Here is a 25,473-nt window from a genome sequence, read left to right as displayed (position 1 = left end):
CTCCCCTCCGGGGAGAGGGCAGGGGAGAGGGGGCAGGATCGCCGCCGTCTCGCACTGCCCCTCTCCCCGACCCTCTCCCCGGAGGGGAGAGGGAGGCATGGTTACAATCCCGCCGCGGCCAACATCGCCGAGGCGCCCTTTTCGGCTTCGTCGGCGCCGAAGTTCATCATGTTGAACAGCTCGCGCCCGGTGCCGTCGGCGCGCGGCGGTGCCTCGACCAGCTCGCGCGCTTCCCATTCGGCGGCATCGACCAGGGCGGCGAGCGTGCCGGCTTCGGCATCGAGCCGGATGATGTCGCCGTCGCGCACCTTGCCGAGCGGCCCGCCGCCCAACGCCTCGGGCGACAGATGGATCGCGCAAGGCACCTTGCCCGACGCGCCCGACATCCGCCCGTCGGTGACCAAAGCCACGCGGAAGCCGCGATTCTGCAAGACGCCGAGCGGCGGGGTGAGCTTGTGCAATTCGGGCATGCCGTTGGCGCGCGGGCCCTGGAAGCGGACGACCACGACGACGTCGCGGTCGAGCTCGCCTGTCTGGAACGCGGTCTGGACCTCGGCCTGCGTCGCGAAGACGCGGGCAGGCGCCTCGATGATCCAACGATCGGGTTCGACCGCCGACACCTTGATGCACGCACGGCCGAGATTGCCCTGGAGGATGCGGAAGCCGCCTTCGGGCGAGAAGGGCGCGTCGATCGTGCGGACGATGGTGTCGTCGCCGCTGGTGGCGGGCAAATCCTGCCAGACCAGCTTTTCATCCTCGATCATCGGCTTGCGGCCATATTCGGTGAAGCCGCCATCGGCGATCGTCAGGATGTCGCCATGCAACAGCCCGCCGCGCAGCAGTTCGCGGATGACGAAGGGCGGGCCGCCGGCGTCCTCGAAGCCGTTCACGTCGGCGGATCCGTTGGGATAGACATGGGTGAGCAGCGGCACCGCCTTGCTCAGCCGGTCGAAATCCTCCCAGTCGATGATGATCCCCGCCGCGCGGGCGATGGCGGGCAGGTGGATGAGATGGTTGGTCGATCCGCCGGTGGCGAGCAGCACGACCGCTGCATTGACGATCGCGCGTTCATCGACGCATTCGCCGAGCGGGCGGTAATCAGCGCCGTTCCAGCCGATCTGCGGCAGCCGCTGGACCGCGGCGCGCGTCAATTCCTGGCGCAATTTGGTCTGCGGATTGGCGAAGGCGGCACCGGGAACGTGCAGCCCCATCGCCTCCATCATCATCTGGTTCGAATTGGCCGTGCCGTAAAAGGTGCAGGTGCCCTTGCCGTGATAGGCGGAGATTTCGGCGTCGAGCAAAGCTTCACGGCCGACCTTGCCCTCGGCATAGGCCTCGCGCACCGCGGCCTTTTCCTTGTTCGCCAGGCCCGATCGCATCGGTCCGCCGGGGACCATCACCATCGGCAAATGGCCGAAGCGCAGCGCACCCATCAGCAGACCGGGAACGATCTTGTCGCAGATGCCGAGCAGCGCCGCGCCCTCGAACGTCCGGTGCGACAGCGCGATCGCGGTCGCCAGCGCGATCGCGTCGCGGCTGAACAGCGACAATTCCATGCCCTGATAGCCCTGCGTCACCCCATCGCACATCGCGGGCACGCCGCCCGCCACCTGGGCGGTCGCCCCCGCCTCGATCGCCCAGACCTTCATCTGTTCGGGGTAGCGATAATAGGTCGCGTGCGCCGACAGCATGTCGTTGTAGGCGGTGACGATGCCGATGTTCATCGCCTTGCCGTCGCGCATCCGATCACGCTGTTCGTCGGTGCCGGCATAGGCGTGGGCTAGGTTGGCGCAGCCCAGCTTTGGCCGATCGAACCCCGAATCACGCTCGCGCTGCATCAGTGCGAGATAGGCGGCGCGACCGGGCTTCGATCGCTCGATGATCCGGTCGGTGACGGCGGCGAGGGCAGGGGCCAAAGCTGGATTTGCGGACATCAGGCGCTCCAGTGGATGTCAACGGGAAGCTCGGTGTCGGCGAGCACGCGGCCGATCGGATAAGGCGAACCGGCCCCCTCGGCGATCGCCGCCTCGAGCACGTCGCGCTTGGCCTGGCCGGTGATCGCGATCAGTAGCGCGCGCGCAGTGACGATGGCCGAGCGCGACAGCGTGACGCGCGCGACGGGGGCCTCGGGCGGCAGCGGATCGGGCATCACGCCGAGCGCGCGGCGTTCCTTGGGACCCGACAGCGCTTCGTCGAGATCGGGGCCGGGGAAGATCGAGGCGGTGTGCCCGTCACCGCCGACGCCGAGCAGGCACAAATCGAGCGGCCAATGCACGTCCTGCAACCGCGCATCGGCGGCGCGGCCGGCGGCGCGATAGTCGGTCGCGGCTTCGCTGGTGATCGGAAACACGCGCGCGCCCTTGGGCACGAACACCTTGCCGATCGCGGTGATGTTGCTCAGCGGATCGCCCATCGGCACCAGCCGGTCGTCGGTGGGAACGATCATCACCTTCTTCCAGTCGAGCTTGGCGGTGGCCAACTTCTCATAGATCGGCAGCGGGGTCTTGCCGCCAGGCAGCGCGATTACCGCGCCGCCGCGCGCATCGAGCGCGCTTTCGATGATGAACTGCACGTCGCCAGCGACCGCTTCGGCCATTTCGGCGGCGTCGTCATATTCCCACCATTCGATCTCGGTCATGCTTGTTCCTTTATCTTCTTCGCCTCTCCCGCGTGCGGGAGAGGCCGGGTGAGGGTGTTCTTCTTCGCGTTCTTCAGCAACAGAAGACCCTCACCGACTGCGACAAGGCCGCGCAAGGCGCGACCAAGTCTTCGTTGCCTCTCCCGCACGCGGGAGAGTGGTGCTAAACCTACTCGTTCCAGGTCACGCCGTCGCGTTCGGTGAGCGCGACGCTCGACGACGGACCCCAGCTGCCCGACGCATAGCCCTTGGGCTTCATGTCGCTGGATGCCCAGCCCTCGCGGATGCCGTCGATCCATGCCCATTGCGCCTCGACCTCGTCGCGGCGCACGAACAACGTAGGATCGCCTTCGATCAGGTCGAGCAGCAATCGTTCATAGGCGATGCGGCGGCGGGTGCCGGCGAATTCGGTGTCGAGGCTGAGGTTGAGCGGTACCTCGCGCAGCCGCACCCCGTCGCGGTCGAGCCCGGGCTGCTTGGCCATCACGAGCAGGCGGACATATTCCTCGGGCTGCAACCGGATCACCAGCGTGTTGGGCTGGAGCGCGCCGCCGCGTTCGGCGAAGATCGAATGCGGCACCGGCTTGAACTGGATCGAGATTTCGCTGCGGCGCTCGGGCATCCGCTTGCCGGTGCGCAGATAGAAGGGGACACCCTGCCAGCGCCAATTATCGACATGCGCCTTGATCGCGACGAAGGTTTCGGTGTCCGAATCCTTTTCGAGCTCCTCGTCATAGCCACGGACGATCGCGCCCTTCACCGCGCCGCTGTCATATTGGCCGGTAACGGTGAGCTGGCTGACGTCGGACCCGGTGATCGGGCGCAGCGAGCGCAGCACCTTGACCTTCTCGTCGCGCACCGCGGTGCCATCGACTCGCGCGGGTGGCTCCATCGCCACAAGCGCGAGCAACTGGAGCATGTGGTTCTGCACCATGTCGCGCAGCGCGCCGACTTCGTCATAATAGCCCGCGCGCCCTTCGAGCCCGACGGTTTCGGAGATGGTGATCTGGACGTGATCGATGCCGCGCGCGTTCCAGCTCGGCTCGAACAGCGAATTGCCGAAGCGCAACGCCAGGATGTTCTGGACGGTTTCCTTGCCCAGATAATGATCGATGCGGAAGGTCCGCTCCTCGGGAAAGGCGCCAGCGACGATGTCGTTGATCTCGCGGCTCGATTCGAGGTCCTTGCCGAGCGGCTTTTCGAGGCTGATGCGGACGTTGTCGCCCGCAAGGCCCGCCGATTGCAGCCCCTTGATCGTCGGCCCGAACAGCCACGGCGCGGTCGACAGGAAGATCGCGAGCCCGCCCGAAATGTCGCCGAGCTTCTTGGCCAGCTCGTCGAACCCTTCGATCGTCGAGGCATCGAGCGGCTGATAATGGAGCCGTTCGACGAAGCGGTCGATCGCCTCGGCATCCTTGTGATCGTCGGCGAGATGCTCATCGAGTGACTTGCGCGCGAAGTTGCGGAACCAGTCGTCGTCCTGCTCCGATCGCGCGGTGCCGGTGATCGTCAGCCCTTCGGGCAGCAGCCCATCGGCGTGGAGCCCGTAGAGCGACGGTATCAGCATCCGCTGCGACAGGTCGCCGGTGGCGCCGAACAATAGCAATTTGCCGACCGGTTCGCGCATGCCGTTACGTCTCCTTTGATATCGGGGGCCGGACTAGCGGCTGCAGGGATGCGCGCAACCCACCCTGCGCGATGCCCCGGCGAATATCCGCCAGAGGGACGCGCGTCAGAGCCGCAATCCCGCGGTCGCGTCGATCCCCGCCATGATGTTGAGATTCTGCACCGCGGCACCCGCGGCGCCCTTGCCCAGATTGTCGAGCGTCGCGATCAACCGTGCCTGACCCAGCTCGGAATTGCCGAACACGCGCAGCGTCATGCGATCGGTGCCGGCATCTTCCTCGATCCGTACCAGCCTGGTTTCCTCGCTGTCGATCACGCGGACGATCGGCGAATCGCGATAGGCGTCGCGTAGCGCGGTTTCGATCGAAGCGAGCGATGGCTTGCGCGGCAGGGCGTGGAGCGGCAGCGGCACCTCGACCAGCATCCCGCGATGCGTGTGCGCGACCGCGGGTTGGAAGATCGGTGCGTGCTCGATCCGTGCATGGCGCTGCATCTCGCCCAGATGCTTGTGCGACAGGTCGAGGCCATAGGCACGGTGCGCCGTCTTTTCCTCGCCGCTTTCGAAATCGGCGATCATCGCCTTGCCGCCACCCGAATAGCCCGAGACCGCGTTGACGCTGAGCGGCCAATCATGCGGCACCAGGCCGGTGCGCACCAGCGGGCGGATCAGCGCGAGGAAGCCGGTGGGGTAGCAACCGGGATTGCTGACGCGCGCACCCTCGGCGATCGCGGCGGCCTGCGCGGGTTCGAGTTCGGCAAAGCCATAGGTCCAGCCCTCGGCGACGCGATGCGCGCTCGAGGCGTCGATCACGCGGGTGCGGTCGTTGGCGATCATCGCCACCGCCTCGCGCGCGGCGTCGTCGGGCAGGCACAGGATGACGAAGTCGGCATCGTTGAGCGCTTCGGTCCGCGCTGCCGCGTCCTTTCGCGCATCGCCGTCGAGCGTGATCACGGCGAACTCGGCGCGACCCGCGAGTCGCTCGCGGATCTCGAGCCCGGTGGTACCTACCGCGCCGTCGATGAAAACCGAATGAGTCATGCGATTCTCCGCCGGGCGAGCACCGGCCCATGATCGCCCGCTAGCAAGGCGGTGCAAGGAACTTCGCGGACCCGATCGACGACGTGGATCGCCGCGTCGGGCGAAATCAGGATCGCGGCGTGATCGGCGAAGAACCACACATCGCCCACGCGCGCCATATCGGGGTCGGGAACCGCAATGCCGAGGGTGGTGGCCTGCAAGTCAGTGAACCGCGGCACGCGAACGCCGCACAGGTCGTGGGCGAGGAATACCAGCCCGGCCGAGTCGACCCCAGCGCCCGATCGCCCGCCGGCGCGCGCGGGAACGCCCACGAGCCGCGCGGCGACGGGGCCGACGGTACCGGTCGGCGCGTCGAGCGCGGCGACGTCGGCGCCGGCGATATAGCCATGGTCGGTAAGCAGGAACGCGTCGCGCTCGCCGAGTGCGGCGAGGCGGGCGCCAGCGGGGAGTGTCGCCAGCACCGCGGCGTTGGCGTCGGGGGCTTCGCGGAGCCGTCCGGCGATGGCGGTCACCCGATGGGTGGGGGCGGCGAAATCCTGCAGGCGGACTGCATCGGCATAGCCGACGACGCCATCGGCGGTGCCGATGCCCCAGGCGACCTGTTCAGACAGTTCGAGCATTTCGAAGGTTTCACCGGGAAGCACCTCGGAAACCACTGCCGATGCCGGATCGGGGGTCTCGCGGATCGCGATGATCGACGAAGCGGTCTGGAGCATCGCGGCGGCGTAGTGCGGGGCGAACACCGATCCGGCGAGCCTGACGTCGGTAAGATCGGGACGCACCGCGCTGATGCGCCGGTCGAGCGCGGTCGATCGACCGATCAGCGCATGGCGGTTACGCGGCTGCTCGGCGATCGCCTGACCCATTTGGGGCGTCGCCAGCGAGGAAATGCCCGAACTCTGCAAGAAACTCCGTCCCTTCCGGTGTCTGCGTGACGAAGATATTGCGCTTGTCGCTGTCGTCGCGTTGGCGGCGCAGATAGCCGAGCGTGCCTAGTCTGTTCAAGGCGCGTGTGACGACGGGCTTCGAGACGTTGAGCGCGCGCGCCAACCCGCGCACCGTATGGGGTCCGCCCTCGAGATAGACCAGCAGCAGCAAGGCCATCTGCCGGTTGGTCAGATCGGGTTCGCCCGAGCGGACATAGTCGACCAGGGTCTTCTTCCAGGAAAAGAGCGAGGTATCGCTAATGGCGTTCACAGGGCAAACTCATATTGTTACAGTCGCGCAAGAATCGAGACTCTCTGCCCAATGAACGCCCGCCAAGCGCTGGGGTTTCGCACAGGGTGAATGAATTGTTACATTAGGTGCATCGCGGTGCCCCGCCGCCAGACGCCGGCCACGACGATGAAGGCGTAACGGCGGGGTGTTGATCGTCCGCGCGCACCCGCCTATGTGCCGCGCTTTCCAGAGGTTTGAAAATCACGCCATGCTGTTCACGTTCCTGCTCATCGTCCACGCCATCATCGCGGCGCTGCTCGTCACCGTCATCTTGATGCAGCGCTCGGAAGGCGGCGGGCTGACGTCGGGCGGCAGCTCGAACGGGCTGATGTCGGCGCGCGGCGCCGCCGATTTCCTGACGCGCTCGACGTCGGTGCTGGCCGGCGTGTTCATCACGATGAGCATCGTGCTGGCGGTGATCGCGGCGAATCGCGGATCGGACACGATCGATACCTCGCTGGCACGTCCCGGCGCGGCGGCACCCGCCACCGGCACTGCGCCGGCGGTCGATCCGCTCGGCGCTGCGGCGGGCGAAGTCGTGACCAACCAGTCGGCACCTGTCGACAATGGCGCGGTCCCGCTGGCGCAATAACGCGCCCGCGCTGCACCGGCGGATGCGTCCGCCGGCACCTTTATTCCATCGGCGCCGGATTCGCGCGCTTGTTGTTCATCGCGGTTCGGCGGTAGGCCCTTTCTCCCATGGCACGGTACATCTTCATCACCGGGGGCGTGGTCTCGTCGCTCGGTAAGGGCCTCATGGCGGCCAGTCTCGCGGCGCTGTTGCAGGCACGCGGTTATCGAGTGCGGATCCGCAAGTTCGATCCCTATCTCAACGTCGATCCGGGCACGATGAGCCCGTATCAGCATGGCGAGGTGTACGTCACCGACGACGGCGCCGAGACCGATCTCGACCTAGGCCATTACGAGCGCTTCACCGGCGTTTCGGCGCGCCAATCGGACAACATCACCTCGGGCCGCATCTACCAGACGATCATCGCGCGCGAACGGCGCGGCGATTACCTTGGCGCGACGGTGCAGGTCATCCCGCACGTGACCGACGCGATCAAGGCGTTTGCGCAGGCCGAGACCGAGGATCTCGATTTCGTGCTGTGCGAGATCGGCGGCACCGTCGGCGACATCGAATCGCTGCCGTTCATCGAAGCGATCCGCCAACTGCGCAACGATCTGGGGCGCGGCAATTCGGTCAGCATCCATGTGACCTTGGTGCCCTACATCGCCGCGGCGGGCGAACTGAAGACCAAGCCGACCCAGCATTCGGTGCGCGAACTCGCGGCACTCGGGGTCCAGCCCGACGTGCTGGTGTGCCGCTGCGAACATCCGCTGCCGATGAGCGACCGCAACAAGATCGCGCTGTTCTGCAACGTACCGACCGCGGCGGTGATCCCCGCGCTCGACGCCAAGAGCATCTACGCGGTGCCGCTGCAATATCACGCAGAAGGGCTCGACGGCGAAGTGCTGCGCGCATTCGGGATCGATCCGGGCGAAGCGCCCAACCTCGATCGCTGGACCGAGATCGTCGATCGCCTGACCAATCCCGAGGGCGAAGTGACCGTCGGCGTCGTCGGCAAATATGTCGGGCTGCAGGATGCGTACAAGTCGCTCAACGAAGCGCTGATCCATGGCGGCATCGCCAATCGCGTTCGCGTCAACATCCGCTGGATCGACGCCGAATTGTTCGAAGGCGATGACGACGAAGTCGCCGCCGCGCTCGAACCCTGTGACGCGATCCTGGTGCCCGGCGCGTTCGGCGAGCGCGGGGCCGAGGGCAAGATCGCCAGCGTCCGCTTCGCGCGCGAACGCGAAATCCCCTATTTCGGCATCTGCTTCGGGATGCAGATGGCGTGCGTCGAGAGTGCGCGCGACCTGGCAGGGATCGACGGGGCCTCATCGACCGAATTCGGTGCCACGCCCGAGCCCGTCGTCGGCCTGATCACCGAATGGATGAGCGAGAAGGGGCTCGAGAAGCGCGAGGCCAATGGCGATCTGGGGGGCACGATGCGGCTCGGCGCCTATGAAGCGCGGCTGGCGGGCAACAGCGTGGTCGGTTCGATCTATGGCGGCGACACGATTTCGGAGCGGCATCGCCATCGCTACGAAGTGAACACCCATTATCGCGAAGCACTTGAAAAATCGGGGCTGGTATTCTCGGGCATGTCGCCCGACGGCACGTTGCCCGAAATCGTCGAGCGCCCCGATCACCCCTGGTTCGTCGGCGTCCAGTTCCACCCCGAACTCAAGTCGCGCCCGTTCGAGCCGCATCCGCTGTTCGCCAGCTTCATCGCCGCGGCCGTGCGCCAGAGCCGCCTGGTCTGATTCGCAAGCGAGGCTGATACGCAAAAGGCGCCCGGACCAATGGTCCGAGCGCCCTTCGCTGCGGCACCCAAGGGAGCAAGGCGCCTGCTAGTAGGTCAACGCACTCAGGCGGCTTCGGCCGTCGGGTGCGTCAGGATCGAATGGTCGCCCGGCTGACCGCCGCTGATCGCAATCTTGCGCGGCTTCATCGTATCGGGGACTTCGCGGACCAGATCGATCGTCAGCAGCCCATCGGCGAGCGCTGCATTTTCGACCCGGACGAAATCAGCAAGCTCGAAGCGACGCTCGAAGCTGCGGTTGGCGATCCCCAGGTGCAGGAACGCGCTGCGCTGCTCGGCGCTTTCGTCGGCCTTCTTGCCGCTCACCAGCAACAGGTTCTGCTGCGCGACGATGTCGATCTCGTCGGTCTTGAAACCTGCGACCGCGAGCGTGATGCGATAGCGGTCCTCGGCCGTCCGTTCGAGATTGAAGGGAGGGTAATTGTCGCCCGACGCCTGACGCGAGCTTGCCTCGAGCAGGTCGAACAGCCGGTCAAAGCCGATCGTCGAGCGGCGATAGGGGGTGAAATCAAAACGGCTCATGTCAAATCCTCCTTGTGAGCAACGTGACGATGTGAAGGCGCCCACCGATGGTGCGGCGCGGATTGCGAGCGGCCCAAATGGCACCGCCGCCTGACTGATTTGGTTCGAGCGCGACGATTTTCAAGCATCGTCGCCGGCAAAAACTTCACCTACCTCGCGGGTAAAGCGAATCCATATCGTGGTAGGTATGAGTTGAGATACCGGGGTGTAATCGAAGCCCGCGAGCGATTGATGATCCTCACGTCGGTAGGCCTGATGACGCTCGCAATGCTGCAAACCGCCCAGCCGAAGGAACCCGCCAAGCCCGCGGTCGCGCGGGTAGAGCAGCAGGTGTCGCCGGATCAGGGCGGGGCTTCGGCTGAAACGCCGAGCGCTACGCCGCCACAGGGCGGCGGCGAGATCGTCGTTACATCCAGTCGCAGGATAGCCTGGGTATCCGCGGGTCGGTCTTGTGGCGCGCGGCACCCAATCTCGACCTGACCTTTTCGGGCAACTTCAACCTGCAGGATCCGATCTGCTGCGCCGGGCGTGTCGGAATGGGCGGCATCATGGGGCGCCGAGGGCAACGCGCCGGGCGTGTTGTTCGGCGAAACCGGGCAGCTCTACATCGGCAACGACGCGAGCTACCGGTCGGACTGGCCGTCGAACCCGTTGCCGTCGATCTACACCACCGTCGGCGGCTATTCCTTGCGCAATTTCCGCGTCGGCTTCCGCACCGGCCGCTTGGACAGCTTCGTCTGGCTGCGCAACGCCTTCGACCAGAATTGTATCGACCTGCTGCTGGCGGGTACCGGGGGCAATACCGGGCTGATCGCGGCACAGGTCGGCGATCCGCGGACCTTCGGTGGCACGATCAAGTTCAGCTTCTAGTCTGCGAGCGGCGTCGAGGATCGAGCTTCGGACGATCGCGGCAAGTTACCTGTTCGATGGTTGCAAGACCTAGCCAGGCCTTCGAACAGATTACGCTGCGACCGCGAAGAAGAGCACCAGACATGCAAACGCCCGGATCGTTGCCGATCCGGGCGCCTGCGTGACGATCGCTCGTCAGCCCCCATTTTTAGCTTCCGCCCACACACCGGTCTTTCGACCAGCGGGGCCTGAAGCCTCCCCGAACCGCGGCCATTGCCTGCACTTCGATAGTCGCGGCCTAGGCCTGTCGCGGGCCGATGTCACCGGAAATGCGGGCATGTATTTCCGAATCGTTTCACCATGTGTTCATTTGGCAACAGCACTGATTGCGCGGCTTGTTGCGGAACCGTAAGGCACGCTGCAGCACACGAACCCGCCCCCCGTAACCCAAGGCTTTCCATGATCCTGTCGCGCTACGAACGCATGATCGCCCGGCGCTATTTGCTGCCGGGTAGGGGCGAGGCCTTCATCTTCCTGGTCGCGGGCATCAGCCTGTTTGCGGTGATGCTCGGCGTGGCGGCGCTCGTCATCGTGATGAGCGTGATGAACGGGTTCCGTGCCGAGCTGTTCGACAAGATCGTCGGGCTCAACGGCCATGCGGTGGTGCAGGGCTATGGCGGGCAGTTGCGCGACTGGCGCGACATCGTCCGCGAAGCGCGCGCGACCGAGGGGGTCACCAGCGCAACGCCACTGATCGAGCAGCCGCTGATGGCCGATTTCAACGGTCGCACCCAGGCGGTGCTGCTGCGCGGCATGCGGGTCGAAGATATCCGCAGCAACCCGACGATCCGCGACAATGTCATCCTGGGCGACCTCTCGCGGCTGTCGAACGGATCGAGCACCATCGCGATCGGGTCGCGGCTGGCCGAGGCGCTGGGTGCGACGGTGGGCACCGATGTGTCGCTGATCAGCTTCCAGGGGGTGGCGACGCCGATGGGGACGGTGCCGCGCATCGTGTCGTACCGGATCGGCGCGATCTTCGAGGTGGGGGTGTTCGACTATGACAAGGCGTTCGTCATCCTGCCGATGGAGGACGCGCAGACCCTGCTGCTGATGGGCGATTCGGTGGGGATGGTCGAGATCGACACCGTCGATCCCGACCGCGTCGGCGAGATATTGCAGCCGCTCGCCGCCGAGATCGGATCGCGCGGGGTGCTCAACGACTGGCGCCGGCTCAATGCCGAGATTTTCGAGGCGCTCGCGGTCGATCGGCTGGTGACCTTCACCGTGCTGTCGATCCTGATCCTGGTCGCGGTGTTCAACATCCTGTCGTCGCTGATCATGCTGGTGCGCGCCAAGACGCGCGACATCGCGATCCTGCGGACGATGGGGGCAACGCGCTATGGCCTGATCCGCATCTTCGTGACGGTCGGCACGACGATCGGCTCGCTCGGCATCCTCGCCGGGCTGATCCTGGGCTTCATCTTCCTGTTCTTCCGCCAGCAGGTGCTCGCCTTCATGGGCGCGGTGACCGGGCAGCAGATCTGGGATCCCTCGATGCGCTACCTCACCGAATTGCCCGCCAAGACCGACCCTTGGGAGGTCGCGGGCATCGTGCTGATGGCGTTCGTCTTCTCGTTCCTCGCCACGCTGTACCCCGCGTTCAAGGCGGCGAGTACCGATCCGGTCCAGGTGCTTCGCTATGAATGAACCCGTCCTCCAGACCAGCGGGCTGAAGCGCTCCTTTCACCAGGGCGGGCATAAGATCGAAGTGTTGCGCGGCGTCGACTTGGCCGTAGCGCCGGGCGAAATCGTCGCGCTGCTGGGGCCTTCGGGCTCGGGCAAGTCGACCTTGTTGCAGGCGGTTGGCCTGCTCGAGGGCGGCTTCGAGGGTTCGATCCGCATCGCGGGCACCGAAGTGGCCAAGCTCGACAGCAACGGCCGCACTGTTACTAGGCGCGACCAGATGGGGTTCATCTACCAGTTCCACCATCTGCTGCCCGATTTCACCGCCGCCGAGAACGTGATCCTGCCGCTGCTGATCCATGGCGCGACCCAGGCCGAAGCCGAGGCGCGCGCCGAGGAGTTGCTGTCGGCGCTGGGGCTCGCGAAGCGGCTGACCCATCGCCCGAGTCAATTGTCCGGCGGCGAGCAGCAGCGAGTCGCGGTCGCACGCGCGCTGGCCAATCGGCCGGCGCTGGTGCTTGCCGACGAGCCCACCGGCAATCTCGACGAGGCGACCGCCGACATCGTGTTCGCCGAATTCCTGCGGCTGGTGCGCGGCGAGGGATCGTCGGCGCTGGTGGCGACGCACAACGAACGGCTGGCGCTGCGGATGGACCGCGTTGTCCGGCTGCACGAGGGGAGGCTGCAATGACCGACGTCACCGCGATCCCGGTAACCGCCGCCGATGGCACGCCGACCGACCTTTCCAATCATGCGGGCAAGGTGCTGCTGATCGTCAACGTCGCGTCGAAATGCGGCTTCACCCCTCAATATACCGGGCTCGAGGCGCTGCACCGCCGGTTCGCCGCGCGCGGCTTTGCGGTGCTTGGGTTCCCCTGCAACCAGTTCGGCGGGCAGGAGCCGGGCGACGCCGCCGAAATCGCGAAATTCTGTTCGCTGACCTATGACGTGACCTTTCCGGTCTATGCCAAGCTCGACGTCAATGGCGACGATGCGGCGCCGCTGTACCGGCATTTGAAGGAGCAGGCCCCGGGCTTGCTCGGCAGCAAAGCGGTGAAATGGAATTTCACCAAGTTCCTGGTCGATCGCGATGGCCGCGTGGTCGAACGCTATGCGCCCCAAACCGCGCCCGAGGCGATCGCCAAGGATATCGAAGCGCTACTGTAAATCCCCCTCCCGCTTGCGGGAGGGGCTAGGGGAGGGCGTGTCTCCCAAGAACTGGTCGTATTTGACAGGCCCTCCCCCGACCCCTCCCGCAAGCGGGAGGGGGAACGAGCGTTCGGAAAGGGGGAAGAAGGTTGTGGATAATTTCCCCGCGCCCTTTCCACCCTCCGCCGCAAGACCTACGCTGAAGCCATGTCCCATTCCGGCTTCGTGCCCCTCCGCGTCTTTTCCTGCTACACCATGCTCGACGGGGCGATCGAGCCCAAGGCGATCGCCAAGCACGCACGCCGGCTGAAATTCCCCGCGGTCGCGATGACCGATCGCAACGGGCTGTACGCCGCAATGGCGTTCGGCGACGCGTGTAAAAGCGAAGGCGTCCAGCCGATCGTCGGCACGATGCTGTCGATCGCGCGGCCGGGCAGCCCCGAGGGGCGCGCGCCGATCGTCGACTGGATCGCGCTCTATGCGCAGGACGAAACCGGCTACGACAATCTGTGCGCCTTGGTGTCCGAAGCGCATCTGGGCCGCCCGGTCGAGTGGGAGCCGCATGTGCAGCTCTCGGCGCTCGAAGGCCGCACCGACGGGCTGATCGCGCTGACCGCTGGCGGCGAGGGGGCACTCGCACGGCTGCTTGCCGAGGGGCAGGACAGTGAGGCCGCCGCCTATCTCGCCGCGCTCGAACAGCTCTTCCCCGACCGGCTCTATATCGAGCTGACGCGCCGCGGCGATCCGATCGAGATGCGCGCCGAAGCCGGCCTGATCGCCTTCGCCTATGATCGCTATCTGCCGCTGGTCGCGACCAACCCTTCTTGCTTCGCCGAAGCCGATTTCCACGCGGCGCACGATGCGATGCTCTGCATCGCCAGCTCGTCCTATGTGATGTCCGAGGACCGGACGCGCAGCTCGCCCGAAGCGTGGATGAAGCCCGCGCAGGAGATGGAGCGGCAATTCGCCGACCTGCCCGAAGCGCTGGCGAACACGCTGGTGGTGGCACAGCGATGCGCGGTGGCGGCACCCTATCGCAAGCCGATCCTGCCGAGCCTCGCGGGCGATCGGGAGGGCGAGGCGACGAAGCTGCGTGAGGATGCGCGCGCGGGGTTGGAAGCGCGGTTGGCAAAGATCCTCGCGATCGAGGCGGCAAAACAAGAACCGTTCGATTCGAGCGAAGTCGAGAAGCCCGCGCCCGACCAAGGTTTCTCGACTGCGCTCGAGACGAACGGGGATCGTTTTCAGCCCTATCGCGACCGCCTCGAATTCGAGCTCGACGTCATCGTCGGCATGGGCTTCCCCGGCTATTTCCTGATCGTCGCCGATTTCATCAAATGGGCCAAGGACAATGGCATCCCGGTCGGTCCGGGCCGTGGTTCGGGTGCGGGTTCGGTCGTCGCCTGGGCGCTGACGATCACCGATCTCGACCCGATGAAGCTGGGGCTGCTGTTCGAGCGATTCCTGAATCCCGAGCGCGTGTCGATGCCCGACTTCGACATCGATTTCTGCGAAACCCGCCGCGGCGAGGTGATCCGCTACGTCCAGCAGAAATATGGCAGCGACCATGTCGCGCAGATCATCACCTTCGGTAAGCTGAAGGCACGCGCGGTGCTCAAGGATACCGGGCGCGTGCTCCAGATGAGCTATGGCCAGGTCGATCGCCTCGCCAAGCTGGTGCCCAACCACCCGACCGATCCCTGGACGCTCGAACGCGCGATCAACGGCGTGTCCGAAATGGCGCATGCCTATGAGCGCGAGGACGATGTTCGTCGACTGCTCGACCTGGCCAAGCAACTCGAAGGCCTGCCGCGCCATTCGTCGACCCATGCCGCCGGCGTCGTGATCGGCGACCGGCCGCTGGCGCAACTGGTGCCGCTCTATCGCGATCCGCGATCGGACATGCCGGTGACCCAGTTCGACATGAAATATGTCGAGGGTGCCGGGCTGGTGAAGTTCGACTTTCTGGGCCTCAAGACGCTGTCGGTGCTGCGCAAGGGAACCGACCTGCTCGCCAAGCGCGGGATCAGCGTCGATCTCGACACGCTCGAATGGGACGATGCCGGGGTCTATGAATTGCTCCAGCGCGGCGAGACCGTCGGCGTGTTCCAGCTCGAATCCGAGGGGATGCGGCGGACGCTGTCGGCGGTGCGCCCGTCGAACTTCGGCGACATCATCGCGCTCGTCTCGCTCTATCGGCCAGGCCCGATGGACAACATCCCGATGTTCGGCGCGCGCAAGAACGGGCGCGAACCCGTTACCTATCCGCACCCGCTGCTCGAGCCGATCCTCAACGAAACCTACGGCATCTTCGTCTATCAGGAACAGGTGATGCAGGCGGCGCAGGTGCTGGCGGGCTACAGCCTGGGCGGCGCGGACATGCTGCGGCGCGCGATGGGCAAGAAGATCAAGGCCGAGATGGACGCGCAGCGCGCGGGGTTCGTTGATGGCTGCCTGAGCGTCAACGGCATCAAGGCGGCTGAGGCCAATGCGCTTTTCGACTTGATCGACAAGTTCGCGGGCTATGGCTTCAACAAATCGCACGCCGCCGCCTATGCGCTGCTCGCCTACCAGACCGCGTGGATGAAGGCGCATTACCCACATGAATTCTATGCCGCCTCGATGTGCTTCGACATGGGGCAGACCGACAAATTGGCGATCTTCGTCGACGATATGAAGCGGTTGGGCGTCACCTGTCTCGGCCCCGATGTGAATGCGAGCGAGGCGGAGTTCGACGTCCAGGCGCATGGCGACGGGCTCGCGGTGCGCTACGCCTTGGGGGCGCTGAAGGGCGTCGGCGAGCGCGCGATGGAGCAGATCGCCGACGAGCGCCGCGCTGGCGGCAGCTTCGCCTCGCTCGACGACATGGCGCGGCGGGTCGATCCGCGGATGCTGAACAAGCGCCAGGTCGAGACGCTCGCAGCGGCGGGGGCGTTCGATGCGATCGAACCAAATCGCCCCGGCGTCCACGCCGCCGCCGAGACGATCCTGGCGACCGCGCAGCGAGTCCATGCCGGCAAGACCAGCGGCCAGGGCGGGCTCTTCGGCGAAGGCGAGGCAAGCGAGCCGCCGATCCGCCTGCCGGCCAAGGCGAGCTGGTCGCTGGCCGAGCGGATCGGCGCGGAGAAGGACGCGTTCGGTTTCTTCTTCTCGGCGCATCCGCTCGATCGCTATGCACATTTGGCCAAGGTCCACGCTGCGCGGCCGATCGCCGCGCTGGGGGATGTGCATGTGCCTGATGGCGCACGTGCGGGCGCGACGATCTCGGCGCTGATCGAGGATGCGCGCTGGCGCACCTCGGCGCGCGGCAAGCGCTACATGATGCTGACGCTGTCGGATGCATCGGCGACGATCACCGCCACGTGTTTCGAGGAATCGACCGCCAACGCGCTCGAGGAAGCGTCGAAGGCGGGTGGATGCGGGCTGTTGCAGGTCGAGCTCGATCGCCGCCCGGGTGAGGATGCCGCGCGCGTGACGGTAAAGACCGTCCAGGGGTTCGAGACGCTGTCGAACAACGCCAAGCTGGTGCTGACCTTGTGGGTCGACGCGGCATCGGCGCTGCCGCCGCTGGCGTCGGCACTGCGCGACCAGCGCGGCGGGCGCGGGCGGGTGCGGGTGATGGCGACGTTGCCCGACGGTGCCGAGGCCGAAGTGCTGCTGGGCGAGGATTTCCTGCTCGACGACGAGCTGGTCTCGGGGCTGGGCGCGATACCCGGGGTGCGGGCGGTCGACCTGATGAGCCCCAAGCTGGCACTCGCCGGCTAGCACCGCACCTTCACCATACTCGAACCTGCTGGACGCGCGGGGCTCAGCGGCTATTCTCCATACCAAAGAAACGAATGGAGAGAGCGATGCTGGGTGGAATGCAGGATTTCGAGCTGCGCGTGCCGCGCCTGGTCGAACACGCCGAGCGCGAGCATCCGACGCGCGAGATCGTCACCCGCTGGGCCGATGGCAGCGAGACGCGGACCGATTGGGCGGGCATCGCGCGCGATTCGCGCAAGCTGGCGCAGGCGCTAGAACGGCTGGGGCTGAAACCCGGCGACCGCGTCGCGACGCTGGCGATGAACCATTCGCGGCACCTGATCGCCTGGTACGGCACGATCGGGATGGGCGGCATCATCCACACGATCAACCCGCGGCTGTTCCCCGATCAGCTCGCCTACATCGCCAACCACGCCGAAGACCGGGTGCTGATGTACGACCGGATGTTCCAGCCGATCGTCGACAAGATGAAGCCGCATTGGCCGACGATCGAGCATTATATCGTCTTCGATCCGGGATCGGAGACTAAAACGGGTGATGCCGCCACCGACAGCTTCGAGGCGCTGGTCGCCCCCGAAAGCGGCGACTATGCCTGGGTCGAGGGGAGCGAGCGCGACCCGTGCATGCTCTGCTACACCAGCGGAACGACGGGCAATCCCAAGGGCGTGCTCTACAGCCACCGCTCGTCGATGATCCATGCGCTGGTCGAGCTGCAACCGTCGGTGTTCGATTTGTCGGCGCGTTCGGTGGCGATGCCGATCGTGCCGATGTTCCATGCGGTGGGGTGGGGGATGCCCTTCGCCGGGCCCGCGGTGGGGCTGAAGTTCGTCTTCTCGTGCGTCAACGAGCCCAGGATATTGTGCGAGCTGATGAACCGCGAAAAGGTCACGCACTCCGCCGGGGTGCCGACGGTGTGGTTCGGCATGTTCGAATATATGGACGCGACCGGCGAGGCGCCGCAGCACCTGCAGGTGGTGACGATCGGCGGATCGGCGGCGCCGCGATCGATGATCGAGCGGATCATGAAGATGGGGGTGCGGGTCAACCACGCCTGGGGGATGACCGAAACCTCGCCGATCGGCACCATCGGTGCCAAGAGCTATGATTGGGACGAGCTGAGCTTCGAGCAGCAGGTCGATCAGGTCTGCAAGCAGGGGCGTGCGCCCTTTGGCATCGAGATGCGGATCGTCGACGATGCCGACACCGTCCTGCCGCGCGACGGGGCGAGCTCGGGACGGCTGCAGGTGCGCGGGCCGTGGGTCGTTCATCAATATTATGGTGAGGAGCTGCCGTGCGTTGACGCCGATGGCTGGTTCGACACCGGCGACGTCGCGATGATCCACCCTGACAACACGATGCAGATCACCGATCGCGCCAAGGACGTGATCAAGTCGGGGGGTGAATGGATCAGCTCGGTCGAACTCGAGAATGCCGCGGTCGGCTGTCCGGGGGTTGCCGAGGCGGCGGCGATCGGGGTGCATCATCCGCGCTGGGAAGAGCGGCCGATCCTGCTGGTGGTGCGCAAGCCCGACAGCGACGTGTCGGTCGAGGCGATCCAGGCGCATCTTGCGACGCAGGTCGCGAAATGGTGGCTACCCGACGAAATCCACTTCGTCGATTCGCTGCCGCACACCGCGACGGGCAAGCTGCTCAAGACCGCGATCCGCGAGCAATATAAGGACTTCAGCCTCAGCGAGGCGCCGACCGCCGCAGGCTGAAGCTGGGCCAATCTAACGGACCCGGTGCGTCCGAAACCAACCGACCGGGTCCGCGTGAAACGAACGGATTTGGAGCGACGCCCTGCCGAAGCTGGCAAGGCGTCGCTCGCGATCTTTAGCGCTGTGCGCCCATCGCGGTTTCGAGGTTCACGCGAACGGCTTCGAAGAACTGCTCGGTGGTCATCCAGGGCTGGTTGGGGCCGATCAGGATCGCGAGGTCCTTGGTCATCTGGCCCGATTCGACGGTTTCGACGCAGACGCGCTCGAGCGTTTCGGCGAACTGCGTCACCTCGGGGGTGCCGTCGAACTTGCCGCGATATTTCAGGCCGCCGGTCCAGGCGAAGATCGACGCGATCGGATTGGTCGACGTCGCCTTGCCCTGCTGATGCTGGCGATAGTGGCGGGTGACGGTGCCGTGCGCTGCTTCGGCCTCGACGGTCTTGCCGTCGGGGGTCATCAGCACCGAGGTCATCAGCCCTAGCGAGCCGAACCCCTGCGCGACGGTGTCCGACTGGACGTCGCCGTCATAATTCTTGCACGCCCAGACGAATTCGCCGTGCCATTTGAGCGCCGATGCGACCATGTCGTCGATCAGGCGATGCTCGTAAACGATGCCCGCATCCTTGAACTGGGCCTCGAACTCGGTCTCGAACACTTCGGCGAAGATGTCCTTGAAGCGCCCGTCATAGGCCTTCATGATCGTGTTCTTGGTCGACAGATAGACCGGCCATTTGCGGTCGAGGCCGTAGTTCAGGCTTGAACGCGCGAAGTCGCGGATCGAATCGTCGAGATTGTACATCGCCATCGCGACGCCGGCGCTCGGGAAGCGGAACACTTCCTCGTCGATCACGACGCCGTCATCGCCTTCGAACACCAGCCGCAGCTTGCCGGGGCCGGGCACGCGATAATCGGTCGCGCGATACTGGTCGCCAAAGGCATGACGGCCGACGACGATCGGCTTGGTCCAGCCGGGCACCAGCCGCGGCACGTTCGAAATCACGATCGGTTCGCGGAAAACCACGCCGCCCAGGATGTTGCGGATCGTGCCGTTGGGCGACTTCCACATCTTCTTGAGGCCGAATTCCTCGACGCGCTGTTCGTCGGGGGTGATCGTCGCGCACTTCACGCCGACGCCATATTTCTGGATCGCCTTGGCACTGTCGACGGTGATGCGATCGTCGGTCTCGTCGCGCTTTTCGATCGACAGATCGTAATATTCAAGGTCGATGTCGAGGTAGGGGAGGATCAGGCGTTCGCGGATCCATGCCCAGATGATCCGCGTCATCTCGTCGCCGTCGATTTCCACGACGGGCGTTTTTACCTTGATCTTCGCCATCAATGTCTCGCTATTCCTGAAGGGGGAGTTGCCAGCCGTCTACGGGGATGCGGCGGCGGGATCAACCGCGCGGCAGCGATGAAGCGTTGTATCGCCGCGGTCGGATCGCTATCCCTCAAATATGGCATCGCTAGACAAGCCGCCCACCGTCACATCGACGGTGAAGTGGCGCTTCCCCGCAATGCACCCCGAGGGCCGTAAATACGCGCTCGTCGCTGGAGCAATCTCTTTCCTGGCCGTCCTGTGGGGCGGCTGGTTCTGGGGCTGGCCGATGATCGCGCTGACGATCTGGGTCATTTCCTTCTTTCGCGATCCGGTGCGCGTGACGCCCCAGGGCGAGCGGCTGATCGTCGCCCCCGCCGACGGGCTGGTCACGATGATCGAGCGCGTCGCACTGCCGCCCGAGCTTCGCGGCCCCGGAGGCTTGGGCGATCTGCCGCTGGTGCGCGTGTCGATCTTCATGAGCGTGTTCGACGTCCACATCAATCGCACCCCGGTGACCGGCACGATCCGCCAGGTCATCTATATCTCGGGCAAGTTCCTGAACGCCGATCTCGACAAGGCGAGCGACGAGAATGAGCGCCAGCATATCGTGGTCGAGACGAGCGACGGGATGCGGATCGGCTTCACCCAGATCGCCGGGCTGGTCGCGCGGCGTATTCTGGCGTTCATCAAGCCCGGCGACATGGTCGTGGCGGGGCAGCGTATCGGGCTGATCCGCTTCGGCAGCCGCGTCGACGTGTTCCTGCCCGATGGCATCGAGCCGCAGGTGACGCTGGGCCAGCGCAGCATCGCGGGTGAGACGATCCTTGGCCGTCCCGGCCTGCCCGCCGTCCGCGGGGTGGCACAATAATGGCCAAACGCGTTTCGCGTGCGCGCGGCATTCCGCTGCGCGCCATCGCCCCCAACGCGGTCACCGCGCTGGCGCTGTGCTCGGGACTGACCGGGGTGCGCTACGGCATTTCGGGCGAGTGGGAACGCGCGGTATTGATGATCCTGCTGGCGGGTGCGCTCGACGGGATCGACGGGCAGATCGCGCGGATGGTGCGCGGCGAAAGCCGCTTCGGTGCCGAGCTCGATTCGCTAGCCGACTCGATTTCGTTCGGTGTGTCGCCGGCTTTGGTGGTGTATCTCTGGTCGCTGATGGCGTTTCCGCGCGTCGGCTGGATCGTCGCGCTGGTGTATGCGGTGTTCGCGGCGCTTCGGCTCGCGCGGTTCAACGCGCAGATCGACGTAGTCGAGCAGCCGCACAAGTCCGCCGGCTTCCTGACCGGCGTGCCCGCGCCCGCGGGTGCGGGCCTTGCGATGCTGCCGATGTATCTGTCGTTCTGGACCGGCGAGGAGATCTTCCGGTCCTATTGGCTGGTGACGCCCTGGGTCGCGTTCGTCGCGTTCCTGATGGTGTCGAACCTCGCCACCTTCTCGTGGTCATCGCTCAAGCTGCGGCGGACGATCCGGTTCGAGGCGATCATCGCGGTCGTCGTGGTAGCGGCGGCGATGGTGTCGGCGCCGTTTCAGACGCTGTCGGTGGTCTGCATCGCCTATCTGATATCGATTCCGTTCAGCATCGCGAGCTACGCCCGGATCAAGCGGCAGCGCGCAACCGTGCCGGCATCGCCGTCACCTTTGGCGTAACGCGAAGCGTGCTGCGCGGACGCGGAGCCGGCAGCGGCATCGAGCGATACTGGACGCCATGCGTCAGCAGCGAGCGGATACGGCTGGCATAGGGCCGCACCGTCAACAGGATCGTCGTCGTGGCCACGGCGAAGGACGTCGAGAACAAGGCGGCAGCAAGAAAACTATCCATCAAACAGCTCCTGATCTGAACGCAATCTGGACGTTCAGCGACGTTGTAAGGATTTCGTAACCAAAGCCTGTGGACGAAGGTTCCGTGTTCCCGGCGTAAGCGCTATATGTTCCGTTTACGTTCCTTCTGTCAACAGTTGATTACGCAGCCGGCTTGCTGTAAGCGCCGCCACTCAACCCCACATGGGAAGCACATATCCGGTGCCGCAACCGGCCTTTCAGGCTGGCCAGGTCCTTCGCTTCCCAGAGGAACAACCGGTAAGGAGTTATCCCTATGGCGGCACCCGTCGTCTCCATGCAGCAGCTGATCGAATCAGGCGCGCATTTCGGCCACCAGAAGCATCGGTGGAACCCCAAGATGAAGCCGTACATCTTCGGTGATCGTAACGGCGTTCACATTCTCGACCTGTCGCAGACCGTGCCGCTGTTCGCGCGCGCGCTCGATTTCGTGTCGGCTTCGGTCGCAGGCGGCGGCAAGGTGCTGTTCGTCGGCACCAAGCGCCAAGCGCAGGAGCCCGTCGCAGAGGCAGCGCGTCGTTCGGGCCAGCATTTCGTCAACCATCGCTGGCTGGGCGGCATGCTCACCAACTGGAAGACGATCTCGGGGTCGATCAAGCGCCTCAAGGCACTTGAGGAGCAGCTGTCGGGCGACACCGCGGGTCTGACGAAGAAGGAAGTGCTCCAGCTGACCCGTGAAAAGGACAAGCTGGAAATGTCGCTGGGCGGTATTCGCGACCTGAACGGCATTCCCGACATCATGTTCGTGATCGACGCGAACAAGGAAGAGCTGGCGATCAAGGAAGCCAACACGCTGGGTATTCCCGTCGTCGCGATCCTCGATTCGAACGTCTCGCCCGACGGCATCGCGTTCCCGGTTCCGGGTAACGACGACGCAGCTCGCGCGATCCGCCTGTATTGCGAAGCGATGGCGATCGCTGCCACCCGCGGCAACAACGAAGCGCAGATGCGTGGCCAGGACTTCGGCGCGATGGCTGAACCCCCGGTCGAGCCCGTGCTGAGCGAGCCTGTGGCTGAAGCTGCAACCGTTGCAGCCGAAGCACCTGCAGCTGCCGAGCAGGCACCAGCTGAGCAGGCTGTGGCCGAGCCCGAGCAGGCAGCCGCTGCCAGCGAGCCCGAGACGGCTGCCGAAGGCGAGCGCCAGATCGACGCGTGAATCGACGCCCCCTTGCGGGGTGTTACTCGATTGTAATCCGGGCGGGGCAGGGCGTGAAGCACTGCCTCGCCCGCACCCATAATGAAGGAAATGAATATGGCCGAGATCACTGCCGCTGCGGTAAAGGAACTGCGTGAGCGCTCGGGCGCGGGCATGATGGACTGCAAGAAGGCGCTGTCCGAAAACGGTGGCGACATGGAAGCCGCGGTCGATTGGCTGCGCACCAAGGGCCTTGCCGCCGCGCAGAAGAAGTCGAGCCGCACCGCCGCCGAAGGGCTGGTCGGCATCGCCGTCGCCGGCACCAAGGGTGCGGTGATCGAGGTTAACTCGGAAACCGATTTCGTCGCCAAGAACGACCAGTTCCAGGCGTTCGTTCGCGACGTGACCCAGATCGCGCTCGCCACCGGCGATGACATCGAAGCGATCAAGGCCGCCAAGATGCCGTCGGGCACCACTGTCGACGAGGCGCTGACCAACAACATCGCCACGATCGGCGAGAACCAGGCGCTGCGCCGCGCCAGCCGGATCGAAGTGTCGCAGGGCGCGGTGATCCCGTATGTCCACAACGCGGCCGCTCCCGGCCTCGGCAAGATCGGCGTGCTGGTCGCGCTCGAGAGCGCTGCCGGCGTCGACGTGCTCGAGCCCTTGGGCAAGCAGATCGCGATGCACATCGCCGCTGCCTTCCCGCTGGCGCTGCACGAGGACGAGCTCGACCAGGAAATCATCGAGCGCGAGCGTCAGATCGCGACCGAAAAGGCTGCCGACAGCGGCAAGCCCGCCGACATCATCGCCAAGATGGTCGAGGGTTCGGTCAAGAAGTTCGCCAAGGAAAACGCGCTGCTGAGCCAGCCGATCGTGATGGACGGCAAGACCCCGGTCGCCGACGTCGTCGCCAAGGCCGCCAAGGATGCCGGCAGCGAGATCAAGCTGGTCGGCTATGTCCGCTACCAGCTGGGCGAGGGCATCGAGCGCGAGAAGAGCGACTTCGCGGCCGAGGTCGCTGCGACTGCAGGCATCAACAAGGCGTAACCGGCCTGCGAACCTTGTCCCGCCAGCGGGCGAAGGTTTGCCAATCGCCGGTTGGCATTGCGGCGCGGCCCTTCTAAGGTCCGCGCCGTTTTGCTGCTCCCTCAAGACCGATGGAATTCATGACCAAACCCCGCTTCAACCGCATCCTCCTGAAGCTTTCGGGCGAAGTCCTGATGGGCCAGGGCCAGTTCGGCATCGACCCCGCGACCTGCGAGCGCGTCGCGGGCGAAGTGCTCGCCGCCAAGCAGACCGGGCTCGAAATCTGCATGGTCGTCGGTGGCGGCAACATCTTCCGCGGCCTGGCTGGTGCGGCGCAGGGCTTCGACCGCGCGAGCGCCGATTATATGGGCATGCTCGCGACGGTCATGAACGCGCTGGCGATGCAGAACGCGCTCGAAAAGGCCGGCGTCGAAACCCGTGTCCAGTCGGCGATCCCGATGGCGTCGGTGTGCGAGCCCTATATCCGTCGCCGTGCCGAGCGGCATATGGAGAAGAACCGCGTGGTGATCTTCGCCGCGGGCACCGGGCTGCCGTTCTTCACCACAGATACCACGGCAGCGTTGCGCGCCGCCGAAATGGGCTGCGACGCGCTGTTCAAGGGTACCAGCGTCGATGGCGTGTACGACGCCGACCCCAAGAAGGTGCCGACCGCCAAGCGCTATGATACGCTCAGCTTCAATCGCGTCCTTGCCGACGATTTGAAGGTGATGGATGCGAGCGCGGTTGCCTTGTGCCGCGACAATAATATCCCGATCGTCGTCTTCAACATCCGCGGCGAGGGCAATCTGTCCGCCGTCCTGCGCGGCGAAGGCACGTCGACGATCGTCCAGAACAACGTTTGAAGAGGATTTCGCATGGCCGCATATGAAAAGGCTGATTTGGAGCGCCGCATGGCGGGCGCGGTCGAATCGCTCAAGGGCGATCTGGGCGGGCTCCGCACCGGACGCGCATCGATCTCGCTGCTCGATCCGGTAACCGTCGAAGTGTACGGGGCACATATGCCGCTCAACCAGCTGGCGACGGTGTCGGTGCCCGAGCCGCGGATGCTCAGCGTCCAGGTGTGGGACAAGAACAATGTCGGTCCGGCCGACAAGGCGATCCGTTCGGCCGGGCTCGGCCTCAACCCGATCATGGACGGCCAGAATCTGCGGCTGCCGATCCCCGACCTAACCGAAGACCGCCGCAAGGAGCTCGCCAAGCTCGCCAGCCAATATGCCGAAAAGGCGCGGATCGCGGTGCGCAACGTCCGCCGCGACGGGATGGACAGCCTGAAGGTCGACGAGAAGAAGGGCGTCTATTCGGAAGACGAGCGCAAGCGCCACGAGGCCGAGGTGCAGAAGCTCACCGACGCCACCATCGCCGAGATCGACGCTGCGTCGGCGGCGAAGGAAAAGGAAATCCTGAACAAGTGACGTCGGGTCTGGATCGACGGGGCTTTCCGGGTTCCGTTCGTCCTGCGCTTGTCGAAGGACCGTTCTTCTTTGCCGCGCGGGCAAAAGAAGCGCAGTGCTTCGACAGGCTCGGC

At 65.4% G+C, this 25,473-nt stretch carries 23 protein-coding genes; 14 read left to right on the top strand and 9 right to left on the bottom strand.

The window, feature by feature from the left end:
• Positions 1 to 101 precede the first annotated feature (101 nt).
• The 6 genes from edd to OKW76_RS02995 all read right to left on the bottom strand — a co-directional run bounded on the left by edd (position 102) and on the right by OKW76_RS02995 (position 6,500).
• Entirely contained in the window at positions 102 to 1,934 is a 1,833-nt protein-coding gene (gene edd, locus OKW76_RS03020) for a phosphogluconate dehydratase (RefSeq protein WP_265551021.1), read from the bottom strand.
• Positions 1,934 to 2,638, bottom strand: a complete 705-nt coding sequence (pgl, locus tag OKW76_RS03015) for a 6-phosphogluconolactonase (RefSeq protein WP_265551019.1) — start codon at positions 2,636 to 2,638, stop codon at positions 1,934 to 1,936. Before pgl ends, edd begins: the two co-directional genes overlap by 1 nt.
• Before the next feature lie 169 nt (positions 2,639 to 2,807).
• Complete coding sequence (zwf, locus tag OKW76_RS03010) at positions 2,808 to 4,265, bottom strand: glucose-6-phosphate dehydrogenase (protein WP_265551017.1); 1,458 nt, start codon at positions 4,263 to 4,265, stop codon at positions 2,808 to 2,810.
• A 105-nt stretch (positions 4,266 to 4,370) separates the two neighbouring features.
• Positions 4,371 to 5,303, bottom strand: a complete 933-nt coding sequence (argC, locus tag OKW76_RS03005; protein ID WP_265551015.1) for an N-acetyl-gamma-glutamyl-phosphate reductase — start codon at positions 5,301 to 5,303, stop codon at positions 4,371 to 4,373.
• A complete protein-coding gene (locus tag OKW76_RS03000) occupies positions 5,300 to 6,169 on the bottom strand; it encodes a glycoside hydrolase (RefSeq protein ID WP_265551013.1) in 870 nt (289 codons plus the stop codon). The genes argC and OKW76_RS03000 overlap by 4 nt, the downstream gene beginning before the upstream one ends.
• Entirely contained in the window at positions 6,138 to 6,500 is a 363-nt protein-coding gene (locus OKW76_RS02995) for a MarR family transcriptional regulator (protein ID WP_416221838.1), read from the bottom strand. The genes OKW76_RS03000 and OKW76_RS02995 overlap by 32 nt, the downstream gene beginning before the upstream one ends.
• 232 nt (positions 6,501 to 6,732) lie before the next feature.
• On the opposite strand from OKW76_RS02995, the gene secG reads away from it, so the two are divergent.
• Both secG and OKW76_RS02985 read left to right on the top strand, forming a co-directional pair.
• A complete protein-coding gene (gene secG, locus OKW76_RS02990) occupies positions 6,733 to 7,113 on the top strand; it encodes a preprotein translocase subunit SecG (RefSeq protein WP_265552741.1) in 381 nt (126 codons plus the stop codon).
• A 107-nt stretch (positions 7,114 to 7,220) separates the two neighbouring features.
• Positions 7,221 to 8,855 carry a CTP synthase gene (locus OKW76_RS02985; RefSeq protein ID WP_265551011.1) on the top strand — a complete coding sequence of 545 codons (1,635 nt, stop codon included), beginning with the start codon at positions 7,221 to 7,223 and terminating at the stop codon, positions 8,853 to 8,855.
• A 104-nt stretch (positions 8,856 to 8,959) separates the two neighbouring features.
• On the opposite strand, the gene OKW76_RS02980 is transcribed toward OKW76_RS02985, so the two are convergent.
• A complete protein-coding gene (locus OKW76_RS02980; protein ID WP_265551009.1) occupies positions 8,960 to 9,436 on the bottom strand; it encodes an Hsp20 family protein in 477 nt (158 codons plus the stop codon).
• 528 nt (positions 9,437 to 9,964) lie between these two features.
• Here OKW76_RS02980 and OKW76_RS02975 point away from each other — a divergent pair.
• The 6 genes from OKW76_RS02975 to OKW76_RS02950 all read left to right on the top strand — a co-directional run bounded on the left by OKW76_RS02975 (position 9,965) and on the right by OKW76_RS02950 (position 18,603).
• A complete protein-coding gene (locus OKW76_RS02975) occupies positions 9,965 to 10,306 on the top strand; it encodes a hypothetical protein (protein ID WP_416221837.1) in 342 nt (113 codons plus the stop codon).
• Positions 10,307 to 10,744: 438 nt separating this feature from the next.
• A complete protein-coding gene (locus OKW76_RS02970; RefSeq protein WP_265551007.1) occupies positions 10,745 to 11,995 on the top strand; it encodes a lipoprotein-releasing ABC transporter permease subunit in 1,251 nt (416 codons plus the stop codon).
• The gene (locus OKW76_RS02965) at positions 11,988 to 12,662 is read left to right on the top strand and encodes an ABC transporter ATP-binding protein (protein WP_265551005.1); all 675 of its coding nucleotides are present in this window, start codon (positions 11,988 to 11,990) and stop codon (positions 12,660 to 12,662) included. Before OKW76_RS02970 ends, OKW76_RS02965 begins: the two co-directional genes overlap by 8 nt.
• A complete protein-coding gene (locus OKW76_RS02960) occupies positions 12,659 to 13,138 on the top strand; it encodes a glutathione peroxidase (protein ID WP_265551003.1) in 480 nt (159 codons plus the stop codon). The genes OKW76_RS02965 and OKW76_RS02960 overlap by 4 nt, the downstream gene beginning before the upstream one ends.
• Before the next feature lie 189 nt (positions 13,139 to 13,327).
• On the top strand, positions 13,328 to 16,885 hold the full coding sequence (dnaE, locus tag OKW76_RS02955) for a DNA polymerase III subunit alpha (RefSeq protein WP_265551001.1): 3,558 nt from the start codon (positions 13,328 to 13,330) through the stop codon (positions 16,883 to 16,885).
• Between the two features lie 86 nt (positions 16,886 to 16,971).
• Positions 16,972 to 18,603: a long-chain fatty acid--CoA ligase gene (locus OKW76_RS02950; protein ID WP_265551000.1), complete on the top strand. Its 1,632-nt coding sequence runs from the start codon at positions 16,972 to 16,974 to the stop codon at positions 18,601 to 18,603.
• A gap of 115 nt (positions 18,604 to 18,718) precedes the next feature.
• On the opposite strand, the gene OKW76_RS02945 is transcribed toward OKW76_RS02950, so the two are convergent.
• On the bottom strand, positions 18,719 to 19,939 hold the full coding sequence (locus tag OKW76_RS02945; RefSeq protein ID WP_265550998.1) for an NADP-dependent isocitrate dehydrogenase: 1,221 nt from the start codon (positions 19,937 to 19,939) through the stop codon (positions 18,719 to 18,721).
• Positions 19,940 to 20,060: 121 nt separating this feature from the next.
• Here OKW76_RS02945 and OKW76_RS02940 point away from each other — a divergent pair, with 121 nt between their 5' ends.
• Together OKW76_RS02940 and OKW76_RS02935 are read left to right on the top strand one after the other, a co-directional pair.
• Positions 20,061 to 20,792 (top strand): phosphatidylserine decarboxylase, encoded by a 732-nt coding sequence (locus tag OKW76_RS02940; RefSeq protein ID WP_265550996.1) that lies wholly within the window; start codon positions 20,061 to 20,063, stop codon positions 20,790 to 20,792.
• A complete protein-coding gene (locus OKW76_RS02935; protein ID WP_265550994.1) occupies positions 20,792 to 21,574 on the top strand; it encodes a CDP-alcohol phosphatidyltransferase family protein in 783 nt (260 codons plus the stop codon). Before OKW76_RS02940 ends, OKW76_RS02935 begins: the two co-directional genes overlap by 1 nt.
• On the opposite strand, the gene OKW76_RS02930 is transcribed toward OKW76_RS02935, so the two are convergent.
• Positions 21,525 to 21,746, bottom strand: a complete 222-nt coding sequence (locus OKW76_RS02930) for a hypothetical protein (RefSeq protein WP_265550992.1) — start codon at positions 21,744 to 21,746, stop codon at positions 21,525 to 21,527. The genes OKW76_RS02935 and OKW76_RS02930 overlap by 50 nt on opposite strands.
• 273 nt (positions 21,747 to 22,019) lie before the next feature.
• On the opposite strand from OKW76_RS02930, the gene rpsB reads away from it, so the two are divergent.
• From rpsB to frr, 4 genes are all read left to right on the top strand, one after another.
• Complete coding sequence (gene rpsB / locus OKW76_RS02925; protein ID WP_265550990.1) at positions 22,020 to 22,919, top strand: 30S ribosomal protein S2; 900 nt, start codon at positions 22,020 to 22,022, stop codon at positions 22,917 to 22,919.
• A gap of 96 nt (positions 22,920 to 23,015) precedes the next feature.
• On the top strand, positions 23,016 to 23,948 hold the full coding sequence (gene tsf / locus OKW76_RS02920; protein ID WP_265550988.1) for a translation elongation factor Ts: 933 nt from the start codon (positions 23,016 to 23,018) through the stop codon (positions 23,946 to 23,948).
• 119 nt (positions 23,949 to 24,067) lie between these two features.
• Entirely contained in the window at positions 24,068 to 24,790 is a 723-nt protein-coding gene (pyrH, locus tag OKW76_RS02915) for a UMP kinase (RefSeq protein WP_265550986.1), read from the top strand.
• Between the two features lie 12 nt (positions 24,791 to 24,802).
• On the top strand, positions 24,803 to 25,360 hold the full coding sequence (frr, locus tag OKW76_RS02910; protein ID WP_256507266.1) for a ribosome recycling factor: 558 nt from the start codon (positions 24,803 to 24,805) through the stop codon (positions 25,358 to 25,360).
• The last annotated feature ends 113 nt before the right edge of the window (positions 25,361 to 25,473 follow it).

Origin of the sequence: Sphingomonas sp. S1-29 (genome assembly GCF_026167545.1) — a bacterium.
In the GTDB taxonomy this organism is placed as follows: Bacteria; Pseudomonadota; Alphaproteobacteria; order Sphingomonadales; family Sphingomonadaceae; genus Sphingomonas.
The sequence above is the reverse complement of the archived record's forward strand: the minus strand, read 5'-3'. Positions and strand labels throughout refer to the sequence as shown.